Origin of the sequence: Bacillus sp. FSL W7-1354, assembly GCF_038002405.1 — a bacterium.
GTDB lineage: Bacteria > Bacillota > Bacilli > Bacillales > Bacillaceae > Bacillus > Bacillus paralicheniformis.
Genome location: NZ_JBBOCL010000001.1, coordinates 4061030 through 4085363, shown reverse-complemented (window position 1 = coordinate 4085363; position 24334 = coordinate 4061030). Strand labels below are relative to the sequence as shown.

General features: G+C 45.9%; 23 protein-coding genes, 1 pseudogene and 2 riboswitches. Of the genes and pseudogenes, 7 read left to right on the top strand and 17 right to left on the bottom strand.

Going from position 1 to position 24334, the window contains the following annotated elements:
• Nucleotide 1: 1 nt before the first annotated feature.
• The 14 genes from purC to MKZ04_RS20565 form a co-directional block, all read right to left on the bottom strand.
• A complete protein-coding gene (gene purC / locus MKZ04_RS20630) occupies nt 2-718 on the bottom strand; it encodes a phosphoribosylaminoimidazolesuccinocarboxamide synthase (RefSeq protein ID WP_161517409.1) in 717 nt (238 codons plus the stop codon).
• A gap of 74 nt (nt 719-792) precedes the next feature.
• Nucleotides 793-2088 (bottom strand): adenylosuccinate lyase, encoded by a 1296-nt coding sequence (gene purB / locus MKZ04_RS20625; RefSeq protein ID WP_020450435.1) that lies wholly within the window; start codon nt 2086-2088, stop codon nt 793-795.
• Entirely contained in the window at nt 2085-3227 is a 1143-nt protein-coding gene (gene purK, locus MKZ04_RS20620) for a 5-(carboxyamino)imidazole ribonucleotide synthase (RefSeq protein ID WP_341046922.1), read from the bottom strand. The genes purB and purK overlap by 4 nt, the downstream gene beginning before the upstream one ends.
• Nucleotides 3220-3708 (bottom strand): 5-(carboxyamino)imidazole ribonucleotide mutase, encoded by a 489-nt coding sequence (purE, locus tag MKZ04_RS20615; protein ID WP_020450433.1) that lies wholly within the window; start codon nt 3706-3708, stop codon nt 3220-3222. Before purE ends, purK begins: the two co-directional genes overlap by 8 nt.
• Before the next feature lie 136 nt (nt 3709-3844).
• Nucleotides 3845-3947: riboswitch (purine riboswitch) on the bottom strand.
• A 78-nt stretch (nt 3948-4025) separates the two neighbouring features.
• Entirely contained in the window at nt 4026-4223 is a 198-nt protein-coding gene (locus MKZ04_RS20610) for an NETI motif-containing protein (RefSeq protein ID WP_020450432.1), read from the bottom strand.
• Nucleotides 4223-4810 (bottom strand): DUF2179 domain-containing protein, encoded by a 588-nt coding sequence (locus MKZ04_RS20605; protein ID WP_370510518.1) that lies wholly within the window; start codon nt 4808-4810, stop codon nt 4223-4225. The genes MKZ04_RS20610 and MKZ04_RS20605 overlap by 1 nt, the downstream gene beginning before the upstream one ends.
• 449 nt (nt 4811-5259) lie before the next feature.
• The gene (locus MKZ04_RS20600) at nt 5260-6015 is read right to left on the bottom strand and encodes a hypothetical protein (RefSeq protein ID WP_341046921.1); all 756 of its coding nucleotides are present in this window, start codon (nt 6013-6015) and stop codon (nt 5260-5262) included.
• Nucleotides 6016-6232: 217 nt separating this feature from the next.
• A complete protein-coding gene (locus MKZ04_RS20595; RefSeq protein WP_035337056.1) occupies nt 6233-7555 on the bottom strand; it encodes an NCS2 family permease in 1323 nt (440 codons plus the stop codon).
• Nucleotides 7556-7688: 133 nt separating this feature from the next.
• A riboswitch (purine riboswitch) is annotated at nt 7689-7790 on the bottom strand.
• A gap of 115 nt (nt 7791-7905) precedes the next feature.
• Nucleotides 7906-8451 carry a hypothetical protein gene (locus tag MKZ04_RS20590; RefSeq protein WP_341046918.1) on the bottom strand — a complete coding sequence of 182 codons (546 nt, stop codon included), beginning with the start codon at nt 8449-8451 and terminating at the stop codon, nt 7906-7908.
• Nucleotides 8452-8491: 40 nt separating this feature from the next.
• Nucleotides 8492-10033: a glutamine-hydrolyzing GMP synthase gene (gene guaA, locus MKZ04_RS20585; RefSeq protein WP_341046917.1), complete on the bottom strand. Its 1542-nt coding sequence runs from the start codon at nt 10031-10033 to the stop codon at nt 8492-8494.
• A gap of 188 nt (nt 10034-10221) precedes the next feature.
• Nucleotides 10222-12447 (bottom strand): DUF4129 domain-containing transglutaminase family protein, encoded by a 2226-nt coding sequence (locus MKZ04_RS20580; protein ID WP_020450426.1) that lies wholly within the window; start codon nt 12445-12447, stop codon nt 10222-10224.
• Nucleotides 12448-12451: 4 nt separating this feature from the next.
• Nucleotides 12452-13663: a DUF58 domain-containing protein gene (locus MKZ04_RS20575; RefSeq protein WP_023855580.1), complete on the bottom strand. Its 1212-nt coding sequence runs from the start codon at nt 13661-13663 to the stop codon at nt 12452-12454.
• Nucleotides 13663-14625: an AAA family ATPase gene (locus tag MKZ04_RS20570; RefSeq protein ID WP_020450424.1), complete on the bottom strand. Its 963-nt coding sequence runs from the start codon at nt 14623-14625 to the stop codon at nt 13663-13665. The genes MKZ04_RS20575 and MKZ04_RS20570 overlap by 1 nt, the downstream gene beginning before the upstream one ends.
• Nucleotides 14626-14780: 155 nt before the next feature.
• Nucleotides 14781-15653 (bottom strand): cation diffusion facilitator family transporter, encoded by an 873-nt coding sequence (locus MKZ04_RS20565; protein ID WP_020450423.1) that lies wholly within the window; start codon nt 15651-15653, stop codon nt 14781-14783.
• Nucleotides 15654-16104: 451 nt separating this feature from the next.
• Here MKZ04_RS20565 and MKZ04_RS20560 point away from each other — a divergent pair.
• Together MKZ04_RS20560 and MKZ04_RS20555 are read left to right on the top strand one after the other, a co-directional pair.
• Nucleotides 16105-16449: pseudogene (locus tag MKZ04_RS20560) on the top strand (DUF4064 domain-containing protein); the annotation flags it as partial.
• A 75-nt stretch (nt 16450-16524) separates the two neighbouring features.
• The gene (locus MKZ04_RS20555) at nt 16525-17025 is read left to right on the top strand and encodes a DUF4352 domain-containing protein (RefSeq protein WP_025810309.1); all 501 of its coding nucleotides are present in this window, start codon (nt 16525-16527) and stop codon (nt 17023-17025) included.
• 36 nt (nt 17026-17061) lie between these two features.
• Here the strand turns inward: MKZ04_RS20555 and MKZ04_RS20550 are convergent, their stop codons facing one another.
• Nucleotides 17062-18069 carry an acyltransferase family protein gene (locus tag MKZ04_RS20550; RefSeq protein WP_020450421.1) on the bottom strand — a complete coding sequence of 336 codons (1008 nt, stop codon included), beginning with the start codon at nt 18067-18069 and terminating at the stop codon, nt 17062-17064.
• 274 nt (nt 18070-18343) lie between these two features.
• Here MKZ04_RS20550 and MKZ04_RS20545 point away from each other — a divergent pair, with 274 nt between their 5' ends.
• Together MKZ04_RS20545 and MKZ04_RS20540 are read left to right on the top strand one after the other, a co-directional pair.
• A complete protein-coding gene (locus MKZ04_RS20545; protein WP_341046913.1) occupies nt 18344-19885 on the top strand; it encodes a multicopper oxidase family protein in 1542 nt (513 codons plus the stop codon).
• Between the two features lie 108 nt (nt 19886-19993).
• A complete protein-coding gene (locus MKZ04_RS20540; protein ID WP_020450419.1) occupies nt 19994-20866 on the top strand; it encodes an AraC family transcriptional regulator in 873 nt (290 codons plus the stop codon).
• Nucleotides 20867-20909: 43 nt separating this feature from the next.
• Here MKZ04_RS20540 and MKZ04_RS20535 read toward each other — a convergent pair whose 3' ends face one another.
• A complete protein-coding gene (locus MKZ04_RS20535; protein WP_026578946.1) occupies nt 20910-21554 on the bottom strand; it encodes an SDR family oxidoreductase in 645 nt (214 codons plus the stop codon).
• Nucleotides 21555-21690: 136 nt separating this feature from the next.
• Nucleotides 21691-22239: a signal peptidase I gene (gene lepB / locus MKZ04_RS20530; protein WP_020450416.1), complete on the bottom strand. Its 549-nt coding sequence runs from the start codon at nt 22237-22239 to the stop codon at nt 21691-21693.
• A gap of 290 nt (nt 22240-22529) precedes the next feature.
• Between lepB and MKZ04_RS20525 the strand changes: the two genes are divergently transcribed.
• The 3 genes from MKZ04_RS20525 (at nt 22530) to MKZ04_RS20515 (ending at nt 24290) form a co-directional block, all read left to right on the top strand.
• A complete protein-coding gene (locus MKZ04_RS20525; protein ID WP_035337068.1) occupies nt 22530-22778 on the top strand; it encodes a hypothetical protein in 249 nt (82 codons plus the stop codon).
• A gap of 122 nt (nt 22779-22900) precedes the next feature.
• Complete coding sequence (locus MKZ04_RS20520) at nt 22901-23203, top strand: small nuclear ribonucleoprotein (RefSeq protein WP_023855574.1); 303 nt, start codon at nt 22901-22903, stop codon at nt 23201-23203.
• Nucleotides 23204-23297: 94 nt separating this feature from the next.
• Nucleotides 23298-24290: a DUF4003 domain-containing protein gene (locus MKZ04_RS20515; protein WP_035337070.1), complete on the top strand. Its 993-nt coding sequence runs from the start codon at nt 23298-23300 to the stop codon at nt 24288-24290.
• The last annotated feature ends 44 nt before the right edge of the window (nt 24291-24334 follow it).

Below are 24334 nucleotides of genomic sequence, written 5' to 3'. Positions count from 1 at the left end.
ATTACATGCCTCCAAGTCTTTTGAATATTTCTTCGTATGCATCCGTCAATCCGCCCAGGTTTCTTCTGAACACATCTTTATCAAGCTTTTCATTCGTTTCTTTATCCCACAGCCGGCACGTATCCGGGGAAATCTCATCGGCCAGCAGGACCTCGCCGTCTTTATCGCGCCCGAACTCAAGCTTGAAATCTATCAATCTGACACCGCAAGCCGCGAAAATCGTCTGCAGCTCTTCGTTTACCTGTCTCGTAATCGATTTGATTTTCTCCACCTGTTCAGGCTCAGCCGCGTTTAAAATCCGGATATGGTCTTCTGTGATCAGCGGATCGCCGAGCGCGTCATCCTTGTAGTAAAACTCGATAATCGGCTGCTCCAGCTCCGTGCCTTCCGGAATGCCGAGCCGTTTGGACATACTTCCCGCAACGACATTGCGGACAACGACTTCAAGCGGGATGATCGTCACTTTTTTAATGAGCTGCTCCGTTTCTGAAATTCGTTCAACAAAGTGGTTGTTGATTCCCTTCTCGTGAAGCCTTGTGAAAATCAGGCTGGAAATTTCGTTATTTAAACGGCCTTTTCCATCAATCTCGGCTTTTTTTTCTCCGTTAAAAGCCGTCGCCGAGTCTTTGTATTCGACAAACAACGTGCTGTCATCATCCGTCAGGTATATCCTTTTCGCTTTTCCTTCATATAAAAGTTCATTTTTCACAATATTCACAGAAGGCCTCCTAACCCGAATGTTGGAAATATTTCATCTTTTAGACCCCCGCCTGTTAAAGCGGGCGGTCGATTCTACGCTAAGCCTAAACGTTCAAAAATGTAGTCGACGTTTTTCAAGTGGTAATTGTAATCAAAGCAGTCGTTAATTTGTTCCGGAGACAGTCGGGACGTAATTTTTTCCTCAGCCTCGACAAGCTGGCGGAACGGCACTTGTTTCTCCCATGCTTCCATCGCTTTCGGCTGAACAGTGTCATACGCTTCTTCACGCGCCATGCCTGTATCAATGAGAGCGAGAAGAACGCGCTGAGAGTAGATCAATCCGAGTGTACGGTCCATGTTGCGCTTCATGTTTTCAGGGAACACGGTCAAGTTTTTCACAATGTTGCCAAAGCGGTTCAGCATGTAGTTCAGCGCGATCGTCGCATCAGGCAGAATGATGCGCTCTGCTGACGAATGCGAAATGTCGCGTTCATGCCAAAGCGGTACATTTTCATAGGCGGTCAGCATGTAGCCGCGGATGACGCGCGCCATTCCCGTCATGTTTTCCGAACCGATCGGATTGCGTTTATGCGGCATGGCAGAAGAACCTTTTTGGCCTTTTGCGAAAAATTCTTCGACTTCGCGGGTTTCGCTTTTTTGGAGGCCGCGGATCTCAACGGCGAATTTCTCGATGCTTGTCGCAACTAGCGCCAGTGCAGCCATATAATCGGCGTGGCGGTCTCGCTGTAGCGTCTGTGTTGAAATCGGCGCCGGTTTTAAGCCGAGCTTCTCACATACGTACTGCTCGACGAATGGATCGATGTTCGCGTACGTTCCGACGGCGCCTGAAATTTTACCGACTTCGATGCCTTCTTTCGCCTGCTTGAAGCGTTCCAGGTTGCGCTTCATTTCTTCATACCAAAGGGCGAGCTTCAAGCCAAATGTCGTCGGTTCTGCATGCACGCCGTGTGTGCGTCCCATCATGACCGTATATTTATGTTCCTTTGCTTTTTCTTTCAAGATGTCAACAAATCTCTCAATGTCCTTGAGCAAAATATCGTTCGCCTGTTTTAATAGATAGGAAAGAGCGGTATCGACCACATCTGTTGATGTCAGTCCGTAGTGCACCCATTTTTTCTCTTCGCCAAGCGTTTCCGATACGGCGCGGGTAAATGCGACGACATCGTGGCGCGTGTCCTGCTCGATTTCAAAGATGCGGTTGATGTCAAATGACGCTTTTTCCCGCAAAACCTTCACATCTTCTTTCGGAATGACGCCGAGCTCAGCCCAAGCTTCACAAGCCAGTATTTCAACCTCCAGCCATGCTTGGAATCTGTTTTCATCCGTCCAAATCGCAGCCATTTCCGGTCTTGAATAACGTTCGATCATTGTTTTCGTCCTCCATCTCTTTCAATCCACTTTTCTGTCATCTTCCCGATCCATTCATTGTCGGGTGTTCTTAAAAATGTGATATGCCCCATTTTGCGGCCCGGTTTGACTTCATGCTTTCCGTATATATAAAGCTTCGCTTCTTTTAATAGTTCGGGATCTTCTTCAGCCATGTACACTTCATCTCCGAGAAGGTTTACCATCATTCCTTCCTTCAGAAGGTCCGTTTTGCCGAGCGGCAGTCCGCAGACAGCACGGATATGCTGTTCAAACTGGCTCGTTTCGCAAAGATCAAGGGTGTAATGGCCGGAATTATGCGGCCGCGGCGCTAGCTCATTGACGAGAAGTTCGCTGTCTTCTTTCAGGAAAAGCTCAACGGCCAGTGTTCCGACAAGCTGAAGCTTTTCGGCAAGCCTGAGGGCAAGTGCTGCCGCTTGTTCCTGAACCGCTTCATCGGCCCGTGCCGGGACGATGCTCTGGAATAAAATATTTTGTTTATGGATGTTCTCTGCCGCCGGAAAAACGGTTGTCTCTCCGTGAACCGATCTCGTCACGATCACGGACAATTCCATTTTGAAAGGAACCCAGCTTTCCAAAATGCATGTGCCGTGCTGTAAAAGTGCTGCGGCTTCCCCGATTTGTGCTTGTTGTTTCAGGACGTACTGCCCTTTTCCGTCATACCCGCCGCGGCAAGTTTTCAGCACCGCCGGAAGACCGAGCTCCGCTACGGACGCTTCCAGTTCCGTCCGGTCGTGAATGATTCGGTACGGGGCGACTTTGCAGCCCGCTGATTCAATCGCTTTTTTCTCGGTTTCCCTGTTTTGCGTAAGGAGCAACAGCTCGCTCCCTTGCGGAAGGTAAGCGTGCTCTTTCAGCCAATTCAGCGCATCATAATCGATGTTTTCGAATTCATAAGTAATCACATCGCTCGCTTCGGCAAGCTTCCGTATCGCTTCGCGATCATTATAAGCAGCCGTAATTTCAAGGTCTGCGACCTGTCCGCACGGTGATGAAGGGACAGGGTCAACAACAGCGACTTTATAGCCCATTTGTTTGGCCGCGACCGCCATCATTTTGCCAAGCTGTCCGCCTCCGATAATGCCGATTGTCGCTCCCGGAAAAATCGTTTGTTTATACAAGCTGATCACTGCTTTCCAACACGGTTTTTCTGATGCTTTCCCTTCGTTCATCCAATCTTCCGGCAAGCTTTTCGTCAAAAGCTGACAAAATCTGCGCCGCAAGCAGTCCGGCGTTGACCGCTCCCGCTTTGCCGATGGCAACGGTCGCAACGGGTACACCGCCCGGCATTTGAACGATTGAAAGCAACGAATCGAGACCGTTCAGCGCTTTTGACTGAACCGGCACACCGATGACGGGCAGCGTCGTTTTGGCTGCGACCATTCCCGGCAGGTGAGCGGCTCCGCCCGCTCCGGCAATGATGACTTTCAAGCCTCTTTCCCGCGCCGTTTCGGCATATTCGAACATTAAATCAGGCGTCCGATGTGCGGAGACGACCTTTTTTTCGTACGGAATTCCCAGTTCATCGAGGATGCCGCAGGCATGTTTCATCGTTTCCCAGTCAGATGTGCTTCCCATGATAACACCAAGAAGAGGCTGCATATCTTTTTGTCCCACCTTTAGCTGTTATTCTTCGCATATAAAAAGCCCGGCATGTATTGCATTTGTAGGAAGCAACACAAACCGGGCATGGCGCGTGTATCGTCAGTTAGTCCGCTTCTCGCGATCTCCATGTCAGTTTATTGTCCACTTTCCTGCATAGTCCGATGATTTACGGTCATCGGGTAGAGACTTATGGGCCATATTCCCAAGATTATATGAGGATGTGTTTTCATGTCATGTTTATCTTAACAACGGACTGTGATAATGTCAACGACATTATCGAACGATAGTATATTTTGTCGTTCTAATGTTCGGGTTTAGAGTAATTTCCCTTCGAATATAATTTTTCTTCCGCACGGAACAACCTGAATCGTTCCATTTTCCTTTGTTTCTTTGAAGACCGGCTCCTCCATTCGGCGCACCGGTGTATAGCCTTCTTCCTGCATCTTCGTCAACACGGATTCGATCGTTTCGCCTTCCGTTACTTCAAAGCGCTTTTTTTTCGGCTTTGTCATTATTCTTTAATTCTCCTTTTCTTTACGGCTTTCACCCAGAATCCGCCGTGTATCGTCTTCGGTTCATAGGAAATGATAAATGCTTTTGAATCGATTGATTTAATCGTTTCGTACAGCTGCAGTTCGTATTTTCTCGGCGTCAAAATCTGCATCGCCGTTCTGTCTCCCTCAAGTCCGCCGACGACCCAGTGGGTGACGCCGTAGCCTTTTTCTCTGAGCTGTTTCGGCAAATCCAAATCAAGCTCTTTCGTAATGGCGTTAACGGTAATATAGCCCAAAGCGAGCTTTTCTTCAATTTTCGTGCCGACGATGATTCCGATTCCAAATCCGACCGCGTAAGCAATCACGTTTTGGATTTGATTTAAATTATCTAGAACGAGCCCCAGCCCGACGACATAGACAAGCATTTCGATGGTCCCGATAAAAGCGGCGAGATACCGCTGGCCTTTAAGAGTCAGTATCATTCGAAGGGTTAAAAACGTTACGTATATAATATTGATAACCAGAATAATTCCAACCATGATCACACCATTCAATAGTGCTGAGTGAAGCAATTGAAATCCCTCCTTTAGATGCAAAGCAATCATATTCTACTAGAGAAATTCTCCATACACAATCCTGTAATGGCCCTGCTTCACCACAAAATTTTTCGACATTGCTCACTCCCATCAGTTTAACCTTTTTCTGCCGGTTTCAAAGCATTGAAACGCCATTAAAAAAGACGTTCAAATGAACGTCTTTCAGAGCTGGTGCTTATGATCCCGCTGACGATCTCCAACGGATTCGCTCAGTTTGCGGTGCTCCTTTTCCAAATCGCTCAGCGTGTATGACGAGAGGTCTTTCAAATTGTCCAGCCGCCCTGATTTTGCAAGCTGCCTGATTAAATACTCCTTTTTTGTTTTACAGCTTTTCGAAGAAAGTTAGCCATCGATCACTCCCCCATCTTATTGGTTAAAATATATATTATTCTTATGAGTCAACTCAGAATTAATGCGGAGAAAAAACCGGTTCTTCAAGAAGAACCGGCAATATCTCCTTAAACAGGAATAAGCGACGACAACAAGTATCCGCCTACCAGCTTCCATGTTGCCGCAACGAATACCAATTCAAGCAAAAAGACGGTAAACACACAGTACATCAGGTCAAACCGCGCTTTTTCGCTTTTTTCATAAATCGATTGAATCAGCGTAAAAGTCCCGAATGTCAATCCCATAAAGATGACGATCGAGAGAATCACCGTCGCGGCCGTGAAGTTGATAATCGCGAATATCATCCACAAAGCGGCGGGGACGATAAACGGAACCAATAGAGAACCGTACTTTGCCGTGATATCGAAAAATGAAACTTTATACTTGAGCATAAAATTCGATACAACCCAGCTCGATGCTGCCATCCAAAACATGAAAGCCATGCAATAGATAAACACAACCAAAAACACTTCCAGGAACGGCACTGACACGCCGAACCCGAGAATTCTCCCCCTGCCCGCAAGCAGCTGATAAAAGTTGCCGAGCGAAAAGAAAACGGCTAAAAGCGTCATTGAAATAACGGAATACTTAAAATAAGACCGGTCAAAATCAAGTGCGCTGCGCACCGGGGATTTTAAAATATCGAGCACAAAGCTGAAATAGCGGAACAAAGCGGCAATCACGCTCTCCATCACCGATTTGACTTTCGCCGCAGACGGATTCGTCTCCTTGCTTTTCTTCGCTTTTTTCCGGGAATTCCTCGACATCCTCGAAGCAGGTTCTTCTATATCATCTTCATTTCGTTTGTGATGTTCTTCAATCATATAAGCAACTCCTATTCTATTCAAAAGCTTTACATAAATGAAAAGCACTTTTATAAATTACATAAGCTGTGTGAAACAGTCAAGACAAACCTCTTTTTATCATAGATGCGGCAGCCCTTATATATGACGAAAAACGAAGGCGGAAGGTTCCGTTTTTAATGATTTGAAAATAAAAAAGGCTTGTCCAAATGAACAAGCCTTTTTTGCACAGCACACCTTATTTCAAGAAAATGAAATAAAGAATGAATACAACAGCCAATCCGTACATAATCGGATGGATCTCTTTTGCTTTGCCTTTAAAGATCATCGTGATCGGGTAGAAAATAAATCCGATCGCGATTCCGGTGGCGATGCTGTATGTCAGCGGCATCGCGATCATCGTGAAGAATGCGGGCACCGCAATCTCAAACTTCGTCCAGTCGATTTTGTTGAGATTCGCCACCATCAGCACGCCGACGATGATTAAAGCAGGCGCCGTCACTTGCGAAGTGATAACGCTGAGGACAGGCGAGAAGAACAGCGACAGCAAGAACAAAACGCCTGTTACGATCGCCGCAAAACCGCTTCTCGCTCCGGCCGCTACCCCGGCACTTGACTCAACATAAGCGGTCGTAGTCGATGTACCAAGGATCGCTCCGGCAACAGTTGCGGAAGAATCGGCAAGCAAAGCCCTGCCAGCGCGCGGCAGTTTGTTATCCTTCATCAAACCGGCTTGTGATGCAACCCCCACCAATGTACCGGCCGTATCAAAAAAGTCGACGAATAAAAACGTTAAAATAACGACAAGCATCTGCACCGAAAAGATATCGTGAAGGTGGATAAAGGCTTGTCCAAATGTCGGTGCAAGGCTGGGAACAGCACCGACAATTTTATCAGGAACATCAATCTGACCGAAGATCATGCCGACAATCGCCGTGAGCAGCATACCGAAGAAAATGCCGCCGTTCACGCGCAATACCATTAAAATGACAGTAATGATCAGTCCGAAAACAGTCAAAAGAACGGGACCTGAATGAATATTTCCAAACGACACAATGGTATCCGGGTTGGATACGACGATTTTGGAACCCTGCAAACCGACGAAAGCAATAAACAGACCAATTCCCGCACCGACAGCCATTTTTAGCTCATAAGGAATCGAATTGATAATTTTTTCCCTCAAACCGGACAGCGAAAGAGCGATAAAAATTAGTCCGGAAACCATAACGCCGGAAAGGGCCGTCTGCCATGGAATCTGCATGTTCAGAATAACGGAGAATGCAAAGAATGCGTTAAGCCCCATTCCGGGCGCAAGGGCGATCGGATACTTCGCAAGAAGCCCCATGATAAAACAGCCGACAGCTGCTGAAACCGCTGTTGCCGTAAAGACCGCGCTTTGATCCATTCTCAATGCATCCGGGAAATTTTCCACCGACGCCAGAGAAAGGGTAAGCGGGTTGACGATCAAAATATATGCCATGGACAAAAATGTGGTAAGTCCGCCGATCATTTCTCTCCGATAGTTTGTACCCAATTCTTCAAACTGAAAGTAACGCTTCAAAATGGTATACTCCTCTCGTTTGTCTGTCGCTTTTATTGTTTCAAAAACCTTTGCTTTTAAACAAAAAACGCCCCAATTGGCGGGACGCTTGACTACGGCATATTTCATACTGAAAAAATGTTTTTTTCACGGACAAAATATTGTATACAAGCGTAGTCAAGCTATTTACGGTAGCTTGGTAGAAACTTATGGGCCATATCCCCATGATTATACGACAAGTCTTTTTTGAATTACTATACTATTGTAGCAATATCTAACGCTGAACACAATACAAAAAAACGAACATTAATGATTTTAATGTTCGTTTCGTTCGTTGTTTTTTCCAGATTCTGACCGTGGTCTGCAGCGGGTTAATTCCCTGTTTTCTTCAATTCAATCAAGTGCACCTTGTGATCATTGAAATAAAATTCAAGCACCACGTCTCTTTTTTTATCCTGATATTGTATTCCGGTTTCATACCCTTCGACAAACCAAAGCTCTTTATATTCTTTTCCATATACCACTGTTTGAAGTGTATCGTTGATTTTGATGCCTTTTGCAATAGTCACGGTTTGAGCGGAAGAAATATTGAACAATAGCACAATTTTCTCCTGTTTATCTATTTCTGCTTTTACGCCTGACATATTTTTGGTTTTATATTCCACAACCCCTGTTCCACTTTTTACAAATCGATGGTCATTTTTAACGCTGTCGCCGATTTTTAAGCCTGCAATACTCTCGTTTTCCAGACTGACGGATGTAAAGTTCACCGTTGCAGCAAAATAAAAAATGAACGCAAGTACGGCGAACAGACAGAGGACGCCTGATAAGGCCATTCGGGAAATTATTTTTTTCTTGAGCAGAAACAGAGCTGTTGCGGTGATGAAAGCAATGAATATAACTGATTCCTCTCCCAATAAAAAACGCCCCAGCCTCATAAAGGCTGGGGCATTTGTCTTATTCCCACTCGATTGTTGCAGGCGGCTTGCTCGTAATGTCGTAAACCACACGGTTAATGTGCTTCACTTCATTGACGATCCGTGTCGAGATTGTCTCAAGGACATCCCAAGGAATTCTCGCCCAGTCGGATGTCATGCCGTCAATCGATGTCACGGCGCGAATGCCGATCGTATAGTCATAAGTTCTTGCGTCTCCCATGACGCCGACGCTGCGGATATCAGGAAGAACAGTGAAGTATTGCCAAATATCTTTTTCAAGATCAGCTTTGGCGATTTCTTCGCGGAGAATCGCATCTGATTCGCGGACGATTTCAAGCTTTTCATCCGTCACTTCTCCAAGAACGCGGATGCCGAGGCCTGGCCCCGGGAACGGCTGGCGCCACACGATTTCGTCAGGGATGCCGAGCTCGGTACCGAGCGCACGCACTTCGTCTTTGAAGAGCGTATTCAGCGGTTCGATCAGTTCAAACTGCATGTCTTCCGGAAGTCCGCCGACATTGTGATGCGATTTGATCGTCTGAGCTGTCGCTGTTCCGCTCTCGATAATGTCGGTGTAAAGCGTTCCCTGTGCAAGGAAGTCAATACCTTTCAGTTTTTCCGCTTCATCGTCAAACACGTAGATAAACTCATTACCGATGATTTTACGTTTTTGCTCAGGGTCTGAGACGCCTTTAAGCTTGTTCAGGAAGCGGTCTTTCGCATCAACTTTGATCACGTTCATGTTGAAGCCTTCACTGAACGTCCTCATCACGCCTTCCGCTTCGCCTTTTCGAAGGAGCCCGTGGTCTACGAAAATACAAGTGAGCTGGTCGCCGATCGCTTTATGGATCAAGACCGCAACGACAGAGGAGTCAACCCCTCCGCTCAAGGCGCACAGCACTTGCTTATCGCCGACTGTTTCGCGGATTTTCTGCATTTCAATCTCAATAAAGTTTTCCATTGACCATTCGCCGGCACATTCACAAACACCGAAAACGAAGTTTTTCAAAAGGTCGTTTCCGTATTCTGAATGGCGGACTTCCGGATGGAATTGTACGCCGTACCATTTCTTATCCTTCTTGCTCATTGCTGAATTCGGGCAATGATGGCTTGTCGCATCAACGGTAAAGCCTTCTGGAACTTCAACAACTAGATCACCATGACTCATCCAGACGACCTGTTCATTTGGAAGATCTTTAAACAGATCCGGTTCACCCTCGATATGAATGTTCGCTTTTCCGTATTCGCGCTGGCTCGCAGCTTCTACTTTTCCGCCAAGGTAATGCGTCATCAGCTGCATGCCGTAGCAAATGCCAAGAACAGGGATATCCAGTTCGAAAATCTTTTCGTCGCAGCGGAAAGATCCTTCGTCATAAACGCTGTTCGGACCGCCGGACAAAATAATTCCTTTCGGATTCATTTCTTTAATTTCCTCTGCCGTCAACGTATGAGGATGCAATTCACTGTATACACCAAACTCACGAATGCGGCGGGTAATCAGCTGGTTGTACTGACTTCCAAAATCCAACACAAGAATCATTTCATTTACTAACTTCGTCATGGTGTCACCTCTTTATCAAATTGTCTTTTTGCACAGAAAAAATGGCGGCAGACACACGGCCGTCCTGCCCCCATTCACGGGACAAGGCCCGGCTTGTCCGATAGATAAGCCGCCGAGCCTGCCAGCAAGAATATATAAGGGTTTTTAATATTCACTTATTCTAACAATACGACTGAAAGCGGTCAAGACTATCTCTTTTTAATTAAATTTTCCCATAACTCCGCCGAATCATTCCACAACTTTGCGGCGTCTTCCTTTCGATACAAAGCCCGTTCATATTGCCGGGTCAAAGCTGTCATTTCACCGTTTTGAAAGCGTTCATCAACCGTCTTCGCAAACTCGCGCAGCGTCTGTCCTTCTTCTTTTTGCATGCCTTGGCGCTTCAGCTGGCGGAGCAGCTCCTCGTAAGCTTTGAAGAAAACCGCGCCATCACGCCGTTTTTTCAGCCTGTTGATGATGATGTGCGGCATCCATTTTGCCCTTGTAAAGTAAAGCACCGCTGTCAACGCCAGCAACAGACCGAGTACGGCCGCACCAGTCAAAAGGGTACGGTCTGCATCCCCGCTGCCGGCATGAGAACCGCCATTGGCATCACGCTTTGTCTGAGGTTCGGGCTTCTCTTTGTTGTCTTGTTCTTTTACATCCTGCGGACGCTGACCTCCGTCGTTTTTCTTATCATCTTCTTTTTTATCAGAAGCCGCGCCAGATTGCCGGCCACTGGACTCTTCAACGAGCTGCTCCGGATTTAAAAAGCCTTTCGTCGGTTCAAACGTAACCCAGCCTTGTCCTTCAAAGTACACTTCAACCCAGGAATGGGCATTGTTGTTTGTCACCTCGTAAATCGTCCGTTTCCGGTCTGCCGTCGTCCCTGCATATTCACCGGATGTATAGCCTTTCACCCAGCGGGCCGGTATTCCGGCCGACCGCAGCAGCACGATCATAGCTGTGGAAAAATTATCGCAGTAGCCGATTTTCGTCTCAAATAAGAACTGATCGACATAATCCTGCTCTCCTTTAGGAACAGCCACATCTTCCGTTTCATAAGAAAACTCGGAAGAACCGAGATACTTCTCAATCGCTTTCGCTTTGTCATATATATTATCTTCGTCTTTCGTTAAATCGTGCGCCAATGTTTTCACGCGGTCGGGAAGGGAAGTGGGAAGCTGCAGATACTTCTCATGGCTTCTGCTCCATTTTCCCTCCGACTCAAAGCTGACCTTCCTCAGCTGATCAACATCAAAGACGGGTGATTTATAGGTGGCCGAATAGCTTTCCAGGTTCTGAATGTCCGCGCCTGTCTTGCCGGCCGGTTTTATTTTCTCTGTGTTTAAGTTCATGCGGAGCGGCACAAAGAAATTGTTGAGCTTGATTTCAGTCGTCCCAATCGGATACAGGACGTGATCGTACCGATAAGCCGGATCGATATCGACGATCGCTTTGCGCGTTTCGGTCTTCACGCCTTCGTCGTACCACTGGTAATCCAGCTCACCCTTGTCAAGCTGGATGGACGCGCCCGTTTTTTCGTCTTCAATCCAGCCTTTACCTGTATAGCGGCTTTTCGTTTCCACCCTGAAATAGCTTCGTTCATTTCCCTGCCACGTAAATACCCATGTATCGTCTTTTGAAAATGGCCCGCCCAATGCCTCATCATTCGTTCCATAGCCGACTTTGCTTTTGCCTGAGGAAGCAAAATCGCCTGTCGCAGCCGTCTGCAGAAACGGCACCGGATCAGGCCAGACGGGATCGGCTTTCGGCGAGACCGCGCCGATGCAAACGGCGGCGGCAGTCATCAATAAGAGCGGTGTAAACCATTTGGCAAACCGCGATCTTGAGGATTTTAACGCTTCTGATTCCCTGATCCGTTCCAAATACAGCAGGCCGAGAAGCAAAAAGCCGATCAGCACGATCCGGACGATCGCATATGATGCGTCAAACGGCGTAAATGTATCGATCACCGCGATATAAACAACGGTCATGATAAAAAAGAATAAAATTCTGCGCTGATAGATCACCCAGTAATGCAGCAAGTATACAAGCAGCCAAAGAAGGACGTAAAAAAGCAGCGTCCGAAACAACGGCGACATATCCCGCCACATGCCGGAGAAAATATAGGAGAAATTTTGATTTAAATCCTGAAAAAGCAGGGCAATCCATGAAGGTGAAAACACCGATCCTTCGTAAAAAATCGTGTGCAGCGCAAACAGAACGAAGCCAAGGCTGACCGGAAATCTGATAAACCAAGGGACCTTAAAAAATGTAAGCAAGAATACTAAGGCAATAAACAAAATAAAAAAGACGGTGTGCCCCGTATCGGTAAAATACTGCAAAGGACGCAGCCATTCCCACAGCAGCAAAAAGGTTAGGACATAAAAAAGCAATAAACCGAAACTGTTTCTTTTTCCCCCGGACAACATTTTCTCACCTCGCTTCAGCAAAACCCCGGGAAAAATGTTCCCCGTAAATGACGTTCACTTCAATCCCCCGCGCTTTTAATTGTTGGACAGCGGCGCTTTCCTCACTTGAGAGAGCTCCGCCTTTTTTCTTCACCAAACAAATGACGGGCAGTCCGCCGGATAGCGGTTTCTTCAAAACCTGCACCAATTCGTTGGTAATGCGGCTTGTCACAATATATTTAACGGCTTTTCTCATATCGGGATGGCCAAATTCCCCCTCCAGCAGACTGTGAAACGGCTGGACCGCATCGCAATCGGCAAGCGCCAAGTAGTAAAACAGCTTTCTCAGATGCTCCTCCCCTTGCCGTACCGGGAAGACATTCCGCTCTTTTCCTGTGGAAACAAGCCCTGCATTCGTCCCGCTCCTCATGGCAGAACGAATGATAGAAGCGGTAAACGCGACGATCTCTTCAAAAGCATCAGAGGGAGACTGATCCATGAAGACGAGCAGGTCATCCCCTTTCGTCTGCTCAAATTCCTTCGTCATCAGCTGGCTGCGCCGTGCTGACGTCTTCCAGTCGACCCATGCAAACCGGTCACCCGGCTGGTATTCCCTGATACCTGATGCCAGTGTGCTGTCCTTTCGGCGAAGCTCTGAAACGCGGCCTGCATGTTCATCATAAGAGCTTCCGCTGGCGCGGAAAGTAATCTCTTGATAGGAAGGCAGAACGAGAAAGGAGTCTTCCAATTGAATCTCGCATTCTCTTTCCAGCAGTCCGAGCGGATCACCTGTGCGGACCCTGATTTTTGCTAAACGGTGGTCTCCTCTCGGGACCGAATTGATCGTGTACGTCATCTTAATTTCTTTTTTAAACCAAGGAAAGAGAAACTGTTTGGCTTCTGCCGAACGCCCGTTTCTCCCCAGCGAATCAGGCAGACAGTCTTCCACGATCATAAACATGATCGGAAAGGGCCATTTTCTCTTTAGCACGACAAAAGCCTCCAATTGATCACCGGCTTTATACTGCCCGCGGCTCAGCCTCCGCTCCGCTGTCATGTTCTTCAGCGGATAAAAGGCAAGCATGAAAGCATAAAGCACAAAGGGAAGAAATGAGTAGAACAAAAACCAGCTGACAAATCCCCCTTGAAACATCGCATAGCAAAACGTTGAAGCAAACAGAAGAAACACGATACACAGCTTCCATCCGTACTTCACAAGACCGATGCGCTCTCTCATCAGTTGCTCATCGGCCTTCTGACCGGAACTTCCGTTTTTGACATAATGTCCTGAAGAACAGCTTCAGGCCGCTTTCCTTCAAATTTCGCCTCTGACCGTAGAATCATTCTGTGTGCAAGGGTAAAAGGCGCCAAATACTGAATATCATCAGGAATGACATAATCACGGTTATATAAAAATGCAAACGCCTGAGCAGCCTTCATCAAGGCGATTGAGCCGCGCGGACTCACGCCGAGATAAACGGCGGAATGACTCCTCGTTTTTTGGGCGATCTCAACAATGTATTCTTTAATCGCAGCGTCTACATACACCTTTTCAGCCTCTTTTTGAAATGCGGCAAGCTCTTCTTTCTCTATGACAGGCTCAACTTCCTCAATCGGGCTGCGGTTTTCCTGAAGATCGAGCACTTGAAGCTCTTCGCGCACTGTCGGATATCCCATTCTCAGCTTGAATAAAAAGCGGTCAAGCTGAGCTTCCGGCAGCGGATATGTCCCTTCATACTCGACGGGGTTTTGCGTGGCCATTACAAAAAAAGGTTTTGAAAGCGGCATTGTCACGCCGTCTACTGTCACACTTCCTTCTTCCATCGCTTCCAGAAGCGCCGACTGCGTTTTCGGCGACGTTCTGTTGATTTCATCTGCGAGAATGATATCTCCCATAATCGGGCCTGAACGGTATTCAAATTCCAGTGTTTTCGGATTATATATGGAAACGCCTGTTACATCTGAAGGCAGTAAATCTGGCGTAAACTGGATTCTCTTAAATTCAGCGCCGGTTGACTTTGCCAGGGCGCGAACCATCATCGTCTTTCCGACGCCTGGAACGTCTTCCAGCAGGACGTGTCCGTTTGCAAGAATGGCAGTCAGGCTTAAAACGGCAATATCTTTCTTTCCTACCATTACTTTGTCAATATTATCAGCTACTTTTCCCAAAACGGGATGCAGCGTTTCTTCGTATGCCATCCTCTTCCTCCTCATTGCTGACGAATCGAATTTATTTAACTTTACCATAAACGATGTACTCTCAGAAAACAACTAACTGGAGGAAAATAGAGTTTTGTCTTTTTTTATTTCGAATTTCAGAGTGAAAAACAAAAAAAGCGGTCAGTGACCGCTTCTTATTTTTCTCCAGATGGCTCGATGTGAACATGGGAATGAACGATCGAGTGTTCCTCCTGCATTCTTCTCTCAATTTCATCGGCGATATCATGGCTTTCTGCAATGTTGAGGTCGGATCTCACTTCCACGATGATTTCCACGTGGATGGTGCTGCCCAAATAACGCGCTTTAACATCTTTGATTTTGCCGACGCCGGGAACTTTCCGAATCGTTTCTTTATACGTTGAAATATGTTTAATATCGAATCCGTCCGTCAAAGAATGGGCCGCCTCTTTAAAAATCCCCCAAGCCGTTTTGCAGATGATCAATCCGATGATAAATGCGGCTGCCGTATCGACCCAGGCAAGGTTAAATTGCGAAGCAAAGATGCCTGCGAACGTTCCGATGCTGACATAGGCATCCGATTTATTATCGGCGGCGGCTGCATAGAGGGCATGGCTGTTTACCTTTTTTGCCAGCCTTTTATTGTAGAGGAAAACCAAAAACATCACGACGGCACTGCCTGCCGCCGTCCAAGCCGCAATCATGTCCGGTGTCGTTTCTTTCGGATTAAACAGCATTTCACCCGAGCTGTACAGCACTTCAAGACCGACCACCATCATGATAAATGAAGCGATCATCGAGGCGATCGTCTCAGCGCGGAAATGTCCGTACGGATGGTCTTCATCAGGCGGCTTCTGAGAAATCCTGAGGCCGATCAGCACCGCTACTGAGGCAATAATATCTGTTGTATTGTTCAGTCCGTCGGCTCTGAGGGCTTCGGAGTGAAATAGAAGCCCGACGGCCAATTTAACAGCCGACAGTACAATGTAAGCGATGATGCTGACCCATGCCCCGGTTTCACCTTTTTTTAATTCATCATACCGTTCCATAAAAAGCTTCCTTTCCCATCCGTGTTTTCGCTTTTAATCATACAAAGCAAAACTTGAGTGAGTCTATAGAAACATGATTCACTTCTTGCAGAAATATAGTCAGAGTAGAACTTTTTTTATTTAAGGAAACAAATTTCAGTTGGGTCAAAACCGGTAAAACCCGCTCTGTATAAGGATTTTGCGAAAACCTCAATTTATTCACGCTGCATAGGATTAAAAGGTCGGTATCTTCTTTCTGAATATTTTTTCTTTAGTTCCCCTGCATGATTCTTCTAAAAAACATTAAACAAACCCAAAATTTAAACGATATTAAAAAAAGTCGAAAATAGTCCTTAAAACTCTGACAATATAAAATAATAGTAAAATAGTCACGAAAAATATATGGACTTTTTTCCTTTTTTGGATTAATATGTTTTAGACATTATGACATAGCTTATAAGGGGGACATCACATGTCAGAACAAACGAATTTTCAAGCCCCTGTCAAACGTACAGCAGAATTTGTACTGGGGTTACTAGGCGGTATTTTCGGGATTTTTGCAGGATTTTCAGGTTTATTATTCGGAGGATTAGGCGCCGCTTTAGAAGCGGATGGCGCCGGAGAAGTTATCGGATCATCCTGGGCGGTTATTTTGCTGTCTGCACTGGCCATCGTCGGTGCATGTATCGTAAAAAAACATACTAAATTAGCGGGTACTTTTTATATCGCGGCTGCAATAGGAGGAACTGTCGGCGTCAGCCTGGCATATATCGTTCCGCTTATTCTGCTATTAATCGGCGGATGTAAAGCATTGTTCAGCGGCGAGAATAAAGGCCTTGTCTTTAAAAAATGGTGGTTCTATGTCACGATTATTGGATCCATCGTATTCGTCATGATATTCGCTTCAAGCGGCTCTTCTTCTCAAGAAAGCAAATCGTCCGGTAGCAGTGCAAAGACGACAGCCGCAAAAACTAGCGAAGAAAAAAGCAATGACGATGCCAAAGAAGAAAAAACTGAATTTGGTTTAAATGAAACAGCTGATCTGGATGGCACCCAAATCACAGTGACCAACGTTAAAAAATCGATGGGCAATAAATTTATCAAACCAAAAAAAGGTAATGAATATGTGATTGTAACAGTTAACATAGAAAATAAAAGCGATAAAGATATTTCTTACAACCCGCTTGATTTTCAAATTCAAAACGAAGATGGACAAATTACGCATAATACTTATGCACTTTCAGATGATAACCAATTATCATCTGGAAATCTGACAAAAGACGGTAAGGTTTCTGGAACTATCGCTTTTCAGACAAAAAAGAGCAAAACATATAAAGTTATTTTCACTTCTAATTTTTGGAATGATGAAAAAATCACTTTTAACCTTCAATAATTCAAAAAAACTTGCAAAGTCTCCTTTGCAAGTTTTTTAATTGCATTTCTTCCGCCCAAGCACGATCGGATACCGGTTCAATAAAAAGATGCAAGGCACCATAACAAGCAATGTCATACCGGTGTAAAGCGCGCTCCATAACAGGGAACCGTATGTCTCATCAAGGGAAACCTGGGTAAAGTAGTAGACGACGGCTTTCAGCATCCTGATGACCGGGTAGTGCAGTACGAGAATGATCAGCGAGTTTTTGCCGAGGAATTGGAGTAGCTTCATTTTTTCGAGTTTAAAACTGCTGAAAATGACGCCTGCCGTTCCCAGAAATGAGGTCAGATAAAAGACCGCCATGTTTCCATACTCATTGGCCCTCATATCCACTCTGACGTTCAGGGTCTGTAAAAAGCCGACCGCGATGAATAAGAGAAGCGCTGGCAGCAGCGTTCTTCTGTCTCTCATCTCCCTCAGGCTATTTCTCGACAGAAAACCGGCCGAATAAAATACGATGGCGGTCAAGGCCACTTCAATATTCCACGGCAGCTTGATGCCCACAAATTGATCATTCAAATAGCCCAAGGCGGCCGACACCATTACGGCAATGACGATAAACAGCCTTCCTTTCCCCCATCTCTTCACGATAAAAAAAAGCATTTCAACGAGGAATAAGCATGTTAAAAACCAGAGCGCCGGGTTGTGTGTCAGCATGTAGTCATCAGGCATCGAATAAAAAATGCCTTTAAACGGTACAACCGGATCGACATCCGAACTCCCCGTAAACGTAAAATGCCTCTCAACGAGAACCCAGAATAAATAGGCAAGAACGGAAAAAATGAAGTAAGGCAAAAGAAGCGTCTTTATTTTTTTAAAAAGAAATGATGTAAAAGTCATCTTCCCATCATGGTAAACGAGGCCGGACAGAAAGAAAAACAGCGGCATATGAAATGCGAAAATGAACGTTTTCAGCCAATCCGGCGTCGGTGTATGGCCCAACACGACCAGTATAATTCCCACGCCCTTCGAAACATCAATCCACTCTATTCTTTTCTGCAATACGGGTATCTCCTTTCAGACCGCTTCGCCCCATAAGAAAGGGTTTACACATAATGTATCATCATCCCCGCCTTTCTTCCTCCGCGAAACATGCCTTAAGGCGATTTTTAATCGTTAGGAAATATTCTGTTCATCTTCTTGTCATGATCGATTCTTTTTTTTAACATTCTCAGCACAAATTACATTTCTTATTCTCATCATGAGGAACCAGACCATGCAACCCGTCTTATAATGTAATGATCTTTTCATTAGAACAAAAGAGGACAGGTGAAACATGAAACTTGAAAAATTCGTTGACAAACTCCCCATTCCGAAAGTGCTTAAACCCCACAGCAAAAGCAAGGAAATGACCTATTATGAAGTCACGATGAAAGAATTTCAGCAGCAGCTCCACCGCGATCTGCCGCCGACCCGGCTGTTTGGATATAACGGGGTCTATCCCGGCCCCACCTTTGAAGTGCAAAAACACGACAAAGTCGCGGTCAAATGGTTGAATAAGCTTCCGGATCATCATTTTCTCCCCGTCGACCATACAATTCATGACGACGGCCATCATGAACATGAAGTCAAAACGGTCGTTCATTTGCATGGAGGCCGGACACCGCCTGATAGCGACGGTTACCCGGAAGCCTGGTACACTAAAGATTTTCAAGTCAAAGGCCCTTTTTTTGAAAGGGAGGTGTATGAATATCCGAATGAGCAGGATGCTACGGCTCTCTGGTATCACGATCATGCAATGGCCATCACAAGGCTGAATGTATATGCGGGGCTTGTCGGTTTATATTTTATCCGCGACAGGGAAGAGCGGTCATTGAACTTGCCGAAGGGAGAATATGAAATTCCGCTCTTGATTCAGGATAAGTCCTTTCATGAAGATGGTTCATTGTTTTATCCGCGGCAGCCTGACAACCCTTCGCCGGATCTTCCCGACCCGTCGATTGTTCCGGCTTTTTGCGGTGATACCATTTTAGTCAACGGCAAGGTATGGCCTTATGATGAACTGGAACCTCGAAAATACCGTTTTCGGATACTGAACGCCTCCAATACGAGAATCTTTGAGCTGTATTTCGATCATGACATCACATTTCACCAAATCGGCACGGACGGTGGTCTTCTGCAGCATCCGGTTAAAGTCAATGAACTGGTGATCGCACCGGCTGAAAGATGCGATATCATCGTTGATTTTTCACGAGCTGAAGGAAAAACCGTGACATTGAAAAACCGGATCGGCTGCGGCGGACAAGACGCGGATCCCGATACAGATGCCGACATCATGCAATTCCGCATCTCAAAACCATTGAAGCAAAAAGATACAAGTTCATTGCCGAGAATATTGAGAAAACGCCCATTTTACCGGAGACACAAGATCAATACCCTTAGAAATCTGTCGTTGGGCGCGTCCCTTGACCAATATGGAAGACCTGTTCTGCTTTTAAACAACACAAAATGGCATGAACCGGTAACTGAAACTCCCGCCCTCGGCAGCACTGAGATCTGGTCGATCATCAATGCCGGAAGAGCGATCCATCCGATCCATTTACATCTTGTCCAATTTTTGATTCTCGACCACCGGCCGTTTGATATCGAACAGTATCAGGAAAACGGAGAACTAGTCTTTACAGGTCCGGCAGCTCCACCGGCACAGAATGAAAAGGGGCTGAAAGACACCGTCAAAGTACCTCCTGGCTCGGTGACGCGGATTATCGCAACCTTCGCGCCGTACAGCGGCAGATATGTTTGGCACTGCCACATTCTGGAGCACGAAGATTACGATATGATGCGCCCTCTTGAAGTAACGGATATTCGTCATCAATAAGAAAAAGCCTCCGCATTTGGAGGCTTTTAAAAAAGCACAAATCATCAAAAAAACCATCGCTTGATCCTGTACAATAGGATCATCAAATCGTAAAGGCTGTGGATGAATATGGATGATTATGAAAGAATTCAAAACGCGGTTCATTTTATCGAAGAACACCTTCAAAACGATTTAAACATTACGGATATTGCGGCTAAATCATGTTTCTCCCCGTTTCATTTTCAAAGGCTTTTTCAGGCGATCTCCGGTTTTTCCGTTTATCAGTACATTCGCAACCGGCGTCTGTCTGAAGCTGCGCTTCTGCTTGAGAAAACGGACCGTTCCATTCTCGATATCGCAATCGATTTCGGCTATGGCTCACAGGAAGCTTTCGGCAGGGCATTCTCACAGTATTTCGGCATCACTCCGGCCAAGTACCGCAAAGCAAAGGTCAAGCTTGATTTTCAAACCAAAATGAATTTTCTCGAATATAAAGAAAGGATGACTGGAGATATGAACATCCCAAAGCCGCACATCACTCATTTAAACGATATACATATGATCGGATATGAGTACCGGACAAATTTAAACGAGGAAAAGTATTTCGAAGATATCCCGAAATTCTACAACGATTTCGGCAGAAATGGATACTTTATGCAAATCCCTCAAAAAACAGATCCGAATATGTGTTACGGGCTGTCATGCCGCTTCCAGGATGACGGAGGTTTCTCATTTATCATCGGGGAAGCCGTTCGCGAAACAGCAGCCGGAGAAGTGCCGGAGCCGCTTATGTATATGAAAATTCCCGGCGGCAAATACGCCGTATTTCATGTGAACGGATCGACCGAATCCGTGCAGAACACAAGAAGATACATCTATGGATCATGGCTGATGAATACCAATTACGAGAGAACAGAAGGACCGGACTTTGAAGTGACTGATGTGTGCCGTTCGGTGCCGCCGAACGAGATGAAGATGACCATCTATATTCCGCTTCTGTAAAAACGCCGGGGAACCTTCTGACCACAGGTTCCCCGATTCACTTTTATATCGATTTAAGCGCCTCGGCGGGCGTTTGATCACCCGAAACCAAATCGAATGAACGCCGGAATGTATGCTCTTCGGTGAGCGCCGCCAAGATGGTATCAGCCACATCTTCTCGCGGAATCGTTCTGCGCTCAAGGTTTTCCGCCGCTTTCACCCGGCCTGTACCCGGTTCGTTTAACAGGCCTCCCGGACGGATAATCGTGTAGTTTAATCCGCTGCCTTCAAGAATCCGATCCGCATAATGTTTGGCGACATAATACGGCTTTAACGCTTCACTCCAATTTTCACGGCGGTGTGCCTGCAATGTGCTGACCATAATAAAACGGCGGATGCCCGCTTTTTCGGCAGCTTCGATCGTTTTAACCGCCCCATCCAAATCCACCAAAAGCGTTTTATCAGCGCCCGTTTTGCCGCCTGAGCCGGCGGTAAAGACAATCGCGTCGCAGCCTTTCGCCGCTTCTGCGATGCTTTCCACAGTGCCTTCTAAATTAGCGAGCGCGGTTTCTGTTCCCGATTGTTTCAAAGCCTGCGCCTGCTCTTCGTTTCTCACCATTGCTCTGACTTGATGTTCATCGCTCTCATTCAAGCTTTTCGTCAAGCGGCGCCCGATTTGTCCGTTCGCCCCCACTACAAAAACTTTCATCTGTTCATCCTCCTTGTTGTCCAGTTTCTTTTTTCATTATTTCACTGTACAGACAATGTTTCAAACCGCCCGCTCGCCAAAATGCGCGAATGCTAAAAAGGCTCCCCATTCCTATCATGGGAAGCCTTTTTCGTTTCTATTCTATTCCGCCGATCTCATTGAAAGGAAAATAACGGAACTCAACTTTGCCGACAACGGAGTCCATTGTAATAAATCCGAAAAAGCGGCTGTCCTTGCTGTTTTGACGGTTATCACCCATCACGAACAAGTGGTCTTCCGGCACCTTTTGTTTGCCGGTTAATTTCTCCAGTGTGAAATTATCTGTTAAATGTTCATGAAGCGTCAGCTTTTGTTTGTTTTTCTTTAAATAAGGCTCATCATATACTTTTCCGTTAATATAAAGGACATCGTCCTTCATTTCGATCGTATCCCCCGGGAGGCCGATCACCCTTTTCACATAGTTTTCATCTGAATCAGGCGCGTGAAAAATAATTTTATCAAAGCGCTGAATATCGCTGATTTTACTAACCATGACCATGTTGCCGTCCTCTAAAGTCGGATACATTGAATCTCCCAAAACAGTTGACGGCGTAAACAGAAAATAGCGGCAAACCATGACAAGCGCGGCGGCTATGACAAGTGTTTTCACCCACGATAAGATTTCTTTTTTTCTACTATTTTTCATAAGTACTCTCCTTCACTTTCGGATCGTTTCATCGGCATTCCGCTCCTTCTATCCTATCAGACTGTCCGCCTGAATGCTTTCTCGCAAGCATCGGCAGGCGCAGCCGAAAAAAAATAGTTGATACATAATAATATTAGCGGTTGAAACGAAAAATCCTTTTATTCAATGTTGAATTTTGTCAGTTGATCAGCTTATTTACGGCACAACAAACCATTACATATGCACAGGCAAAACGCCCCTCTTTATAATACATTATCATATCATGACCCAAAGGCGGTGATTGCCTCAAAATGAGCAGCTACGAAGAGTACTATGACAATTACGATCCATACAGCCCTGAGCGGGAAAAAGAAAGACAGTCAAGGAAAGCGCTGCGTTCGGCGGATACCGATAAAACGGATAAAACAAATAATACGGATAAAACCGTTAAAACGGATAAAACCCGCAGCTCTGACGATGACCGGTTCAAATGCAGAAAAAGAAAGTGTTTTTCTGATGATGATGACGACCGTTTCAAGTGCCGCAGAAAGAAGTGCTGACCATTGATCTTTAAAGCCGATTCATATCGGCTTTTTTACATATACCACGGCTTCACCGTTCCAAGCCGGAACATTCATCCATTACATGAATACCATAAATCTAAAAGGAGATGGAAATGAATATGAGTGTTCCGAAAGATGCCGTTTGCTCAATGCCCCATGATCATCAAAGGTCTTTGCACGATTTATGCCGCAAATACATGCACTATCACGTCGTGCTGAAAATGAAGGACGGCCGTTCCGTTCACGGGATCCTTGAAGGGGTGAACCGTCAGGAAGCATCTCTCCTCATTCCCGAAGACGTGACAGATGAAAGGCAGTTTTACGGCGGATACGGATATCCGCGCCGGCGATTCCGACGGTTCAGGAGCAGGATCTTCCCGTTTGTTATTATTGCCGCGCTGTATCCTTTTCCATATTATTAAGCAAAAGCCCGGTATGATGCCAAATCCATGAAACTTATTTTCCTTTGCTTCGTATATACAAAAACGACGCAAACCGAGGAAGGAGACAGATAAAATGGCATCTGCTAAACTGCAGCAGCGATTGGATCAATATAAAGCAATTTACTCTGAGTTAAAAAGCGATTTAAAATGGAAAGTCACAGATCAGCGGACATTGATGATGATTGCTTCCATGTATGTCGTCAACAAGCGGCCTTTTAATAAAGAACGGTTTTTAACGCTTAGTGAGGCCGTCAAACAGGCCGCCGGGACATTTTCGCCGTTAAAGTCGGCCCATCGCTATACATTCGCCGCTATGTTTGACGTGCGCTTCGAAGAACCTGAAACGCATATCAGACCTTTTTTCATTATTTACGAAAAACTGACCGGCAACGGATTCAAAAAAAGCATTTTCACCTACTTGTCCGCACTTATCCTTTTGACAAAATATCCTGATGAGCATGATCATGAAGACAAAATCAATCGGGCTTTGTCTATTTACAAAGGAATGAAGGACAAGCACGTCTTTTTAACATCGGCCGGCGATTACCCGCTCGCCGTGCTTTTGGCCGGTTCAGACATGGAAACAGGTGAACTGATCGACTATATCGAAGCGTTTTACCAAAAGCTGAACCAAGCGGGTTTTCGCAAAGGGAACGATTTGCAGTTTCTCAGCCACATCCTCTCGCTTTTGCCGGAGCGGGATTCCGATCAGCTTGTCGCCCGCTCCCTTCGGATATACGATGAATTGACAAAAAAGCATAGAAGACCGAAGCCTGTCCATTACCCGGAAATCGGACTGCTTGCATTGCTTGAGAACGGTGAAAAAGACATAGATGCCATCACAATCATGGCAGGCGCATTGAACAGCGATAAACTGTTCAGGTGGCAGAAAGACATGAATCTGAAAACGGCTGTCAATTTGTACATGAGCGAAAAAACGGAAGATCCGACGCTTCTGGAAACAGGACTTTATCAAACGCTTGAAGCCGTTATTCAAGCACAACAGACGGCAGCAATCGCCATTATGACGAGCTCGGCTGCGGCATCTCAGGCAAACGGCTCATGATAAAACATCAGCCGGCACAGACTGTTTGTGCCGGCTGATGCTCA

What these genes read in the sequence shown, in the direction of transcription:
- purB (WP_020450435.1), bottom strand. Translation starts at nt 2,088, where the DNA reads ATGATCGAACGTTATTCAAGACCGGAAATGGCTGCGATTTGGACGGAT.
- purE (WP_020450433.1), bottom strand. Translation starts at nt 3,708, where the DNA reads ATGCAGCCTCTTCTTGGTGTTATCATGGGAAGCACATCTGACTGGGAA.
- MKZ04_RS20610 (WP_020450432.1), bottom strand. Translation starts at nt 4,223, where the DNA reads ATGACAAAGCCGAAAAAAAAGCGCTTTGAAGTAACGGAAGGCGAAACG.
- MKZ04_RS20605 (WP_370510518.1), bottom strand. Translation starts at nt 4,810, where the DNA reads ATGATTGCTTTGCATCTAAAGGAGGGATTTCAATTGCTTCACTCAGCA.
- MKZ04_RS20600 (WP_341046921.1), bottom strand. Translation starts at nt 6,015, where the DNA reads ATGATTGAAGAACATCACAAACGAAATGAAGATGATATAGAAGAACCT.
- guaA (WP_341046917.1), bottom strand. Translation starts at nt 10,033, where the DNA reads ATGACGAAGTTAGTAAATGAAATGATTCTTGTGTTGGATTTTGGAAGT.
- MKZ04_RS20580 (WP_020450426.1), bottom strand. Translation starts at nt 12,447, where the DNA reads ATGTTGTCCGGGGGAAAAAGAAACAGTTTCGGTTTATTGCTTTTTTAT.
- MKZ04_RS20575 (WP_023855580.1), bottom strand. Translation starts at nt 13,663, where the DNA reads ATGAGAGAGCGCATCGGTCTTGTGAAGTACGGATGGAAGCTGTGTATC.
- MKZ04_RS20570 (WP_020450424.1), bottom strand. Translation starts at nt 14,625, where the DNA reads ATGGCATACGAAGAAACGCTGCATCCCGTTTTGGGAAAAGTAGCTGAT.
- MKZ04_RS20565 (WP_020450423.1), bottom strand. Translation starts at nt 15,653, where the DNA reads ATGGAACGGTATGATGAATTAAAAAAAGGTGAAACCGGGGCATGGGTC.
- MKZ04_RS20555 (WP_025810309.1), top strand. Translation starts at nt 16,525, where the DNA reads ATGATATTCGCTTCAAGCGGCTCTTCTTCTCAAGAAAGCAAATCGTCC.
- MKZ04_RS20545 (WP_341046913.1), top strand. Translation starts at nt 18,344, where the DNA reads ATGAAACTTGAAAAATTCGTTGACAAACTCCCCATTCCGAAAGTGCTT.
- MKZ04_RS20540 (WP_020450419.1), top strand. Translation starts at nt 19,994, where the DNA reads ATGGATGATTATGAAAGAATTCAAAACGCGGTTCATTTTATCGAAGAA.
- MKZ04_RS20535 (WP_026578946.1), bottom strand. Translation starts at nt 21,554, where the DNA reads ATGAAAGTTTTTGTAGTGGGGGCGAACGGACAAATCGGGCGCCGCTTG.
- lepB (WP_020450416.1), bottom strand. Translation starts at nt 22,239, where the DNA reads ATGAAAAATAGTAGAAAAAAAGAAATCTTATCGTGGGTGAAAACACTT.
- MKZ04_RS20525 (WP_035337068.1), top strand. Translation starts at nt 22,530, where the DNA reads ATGAGCAGCTACGAAGAGTACTATGACAATTACGATCCATACAGCCCT.
- MKZ04_RS20520 (WP_023855574.1), top strand. Translation starts at nt 22,901, where the DNA reads ATGAGTGTTCCGAAAGATGCCGTTTGCTCAATGCCCCATGATCATCAA.
- MKZ04_RS20515 (WP_035337070.1), top strand. Translation starts at nt 23,298, where the DNA reads ATGGCATCTGCTAAACTGCAGCAGCGATTGGATCAATATAAAGCAATT.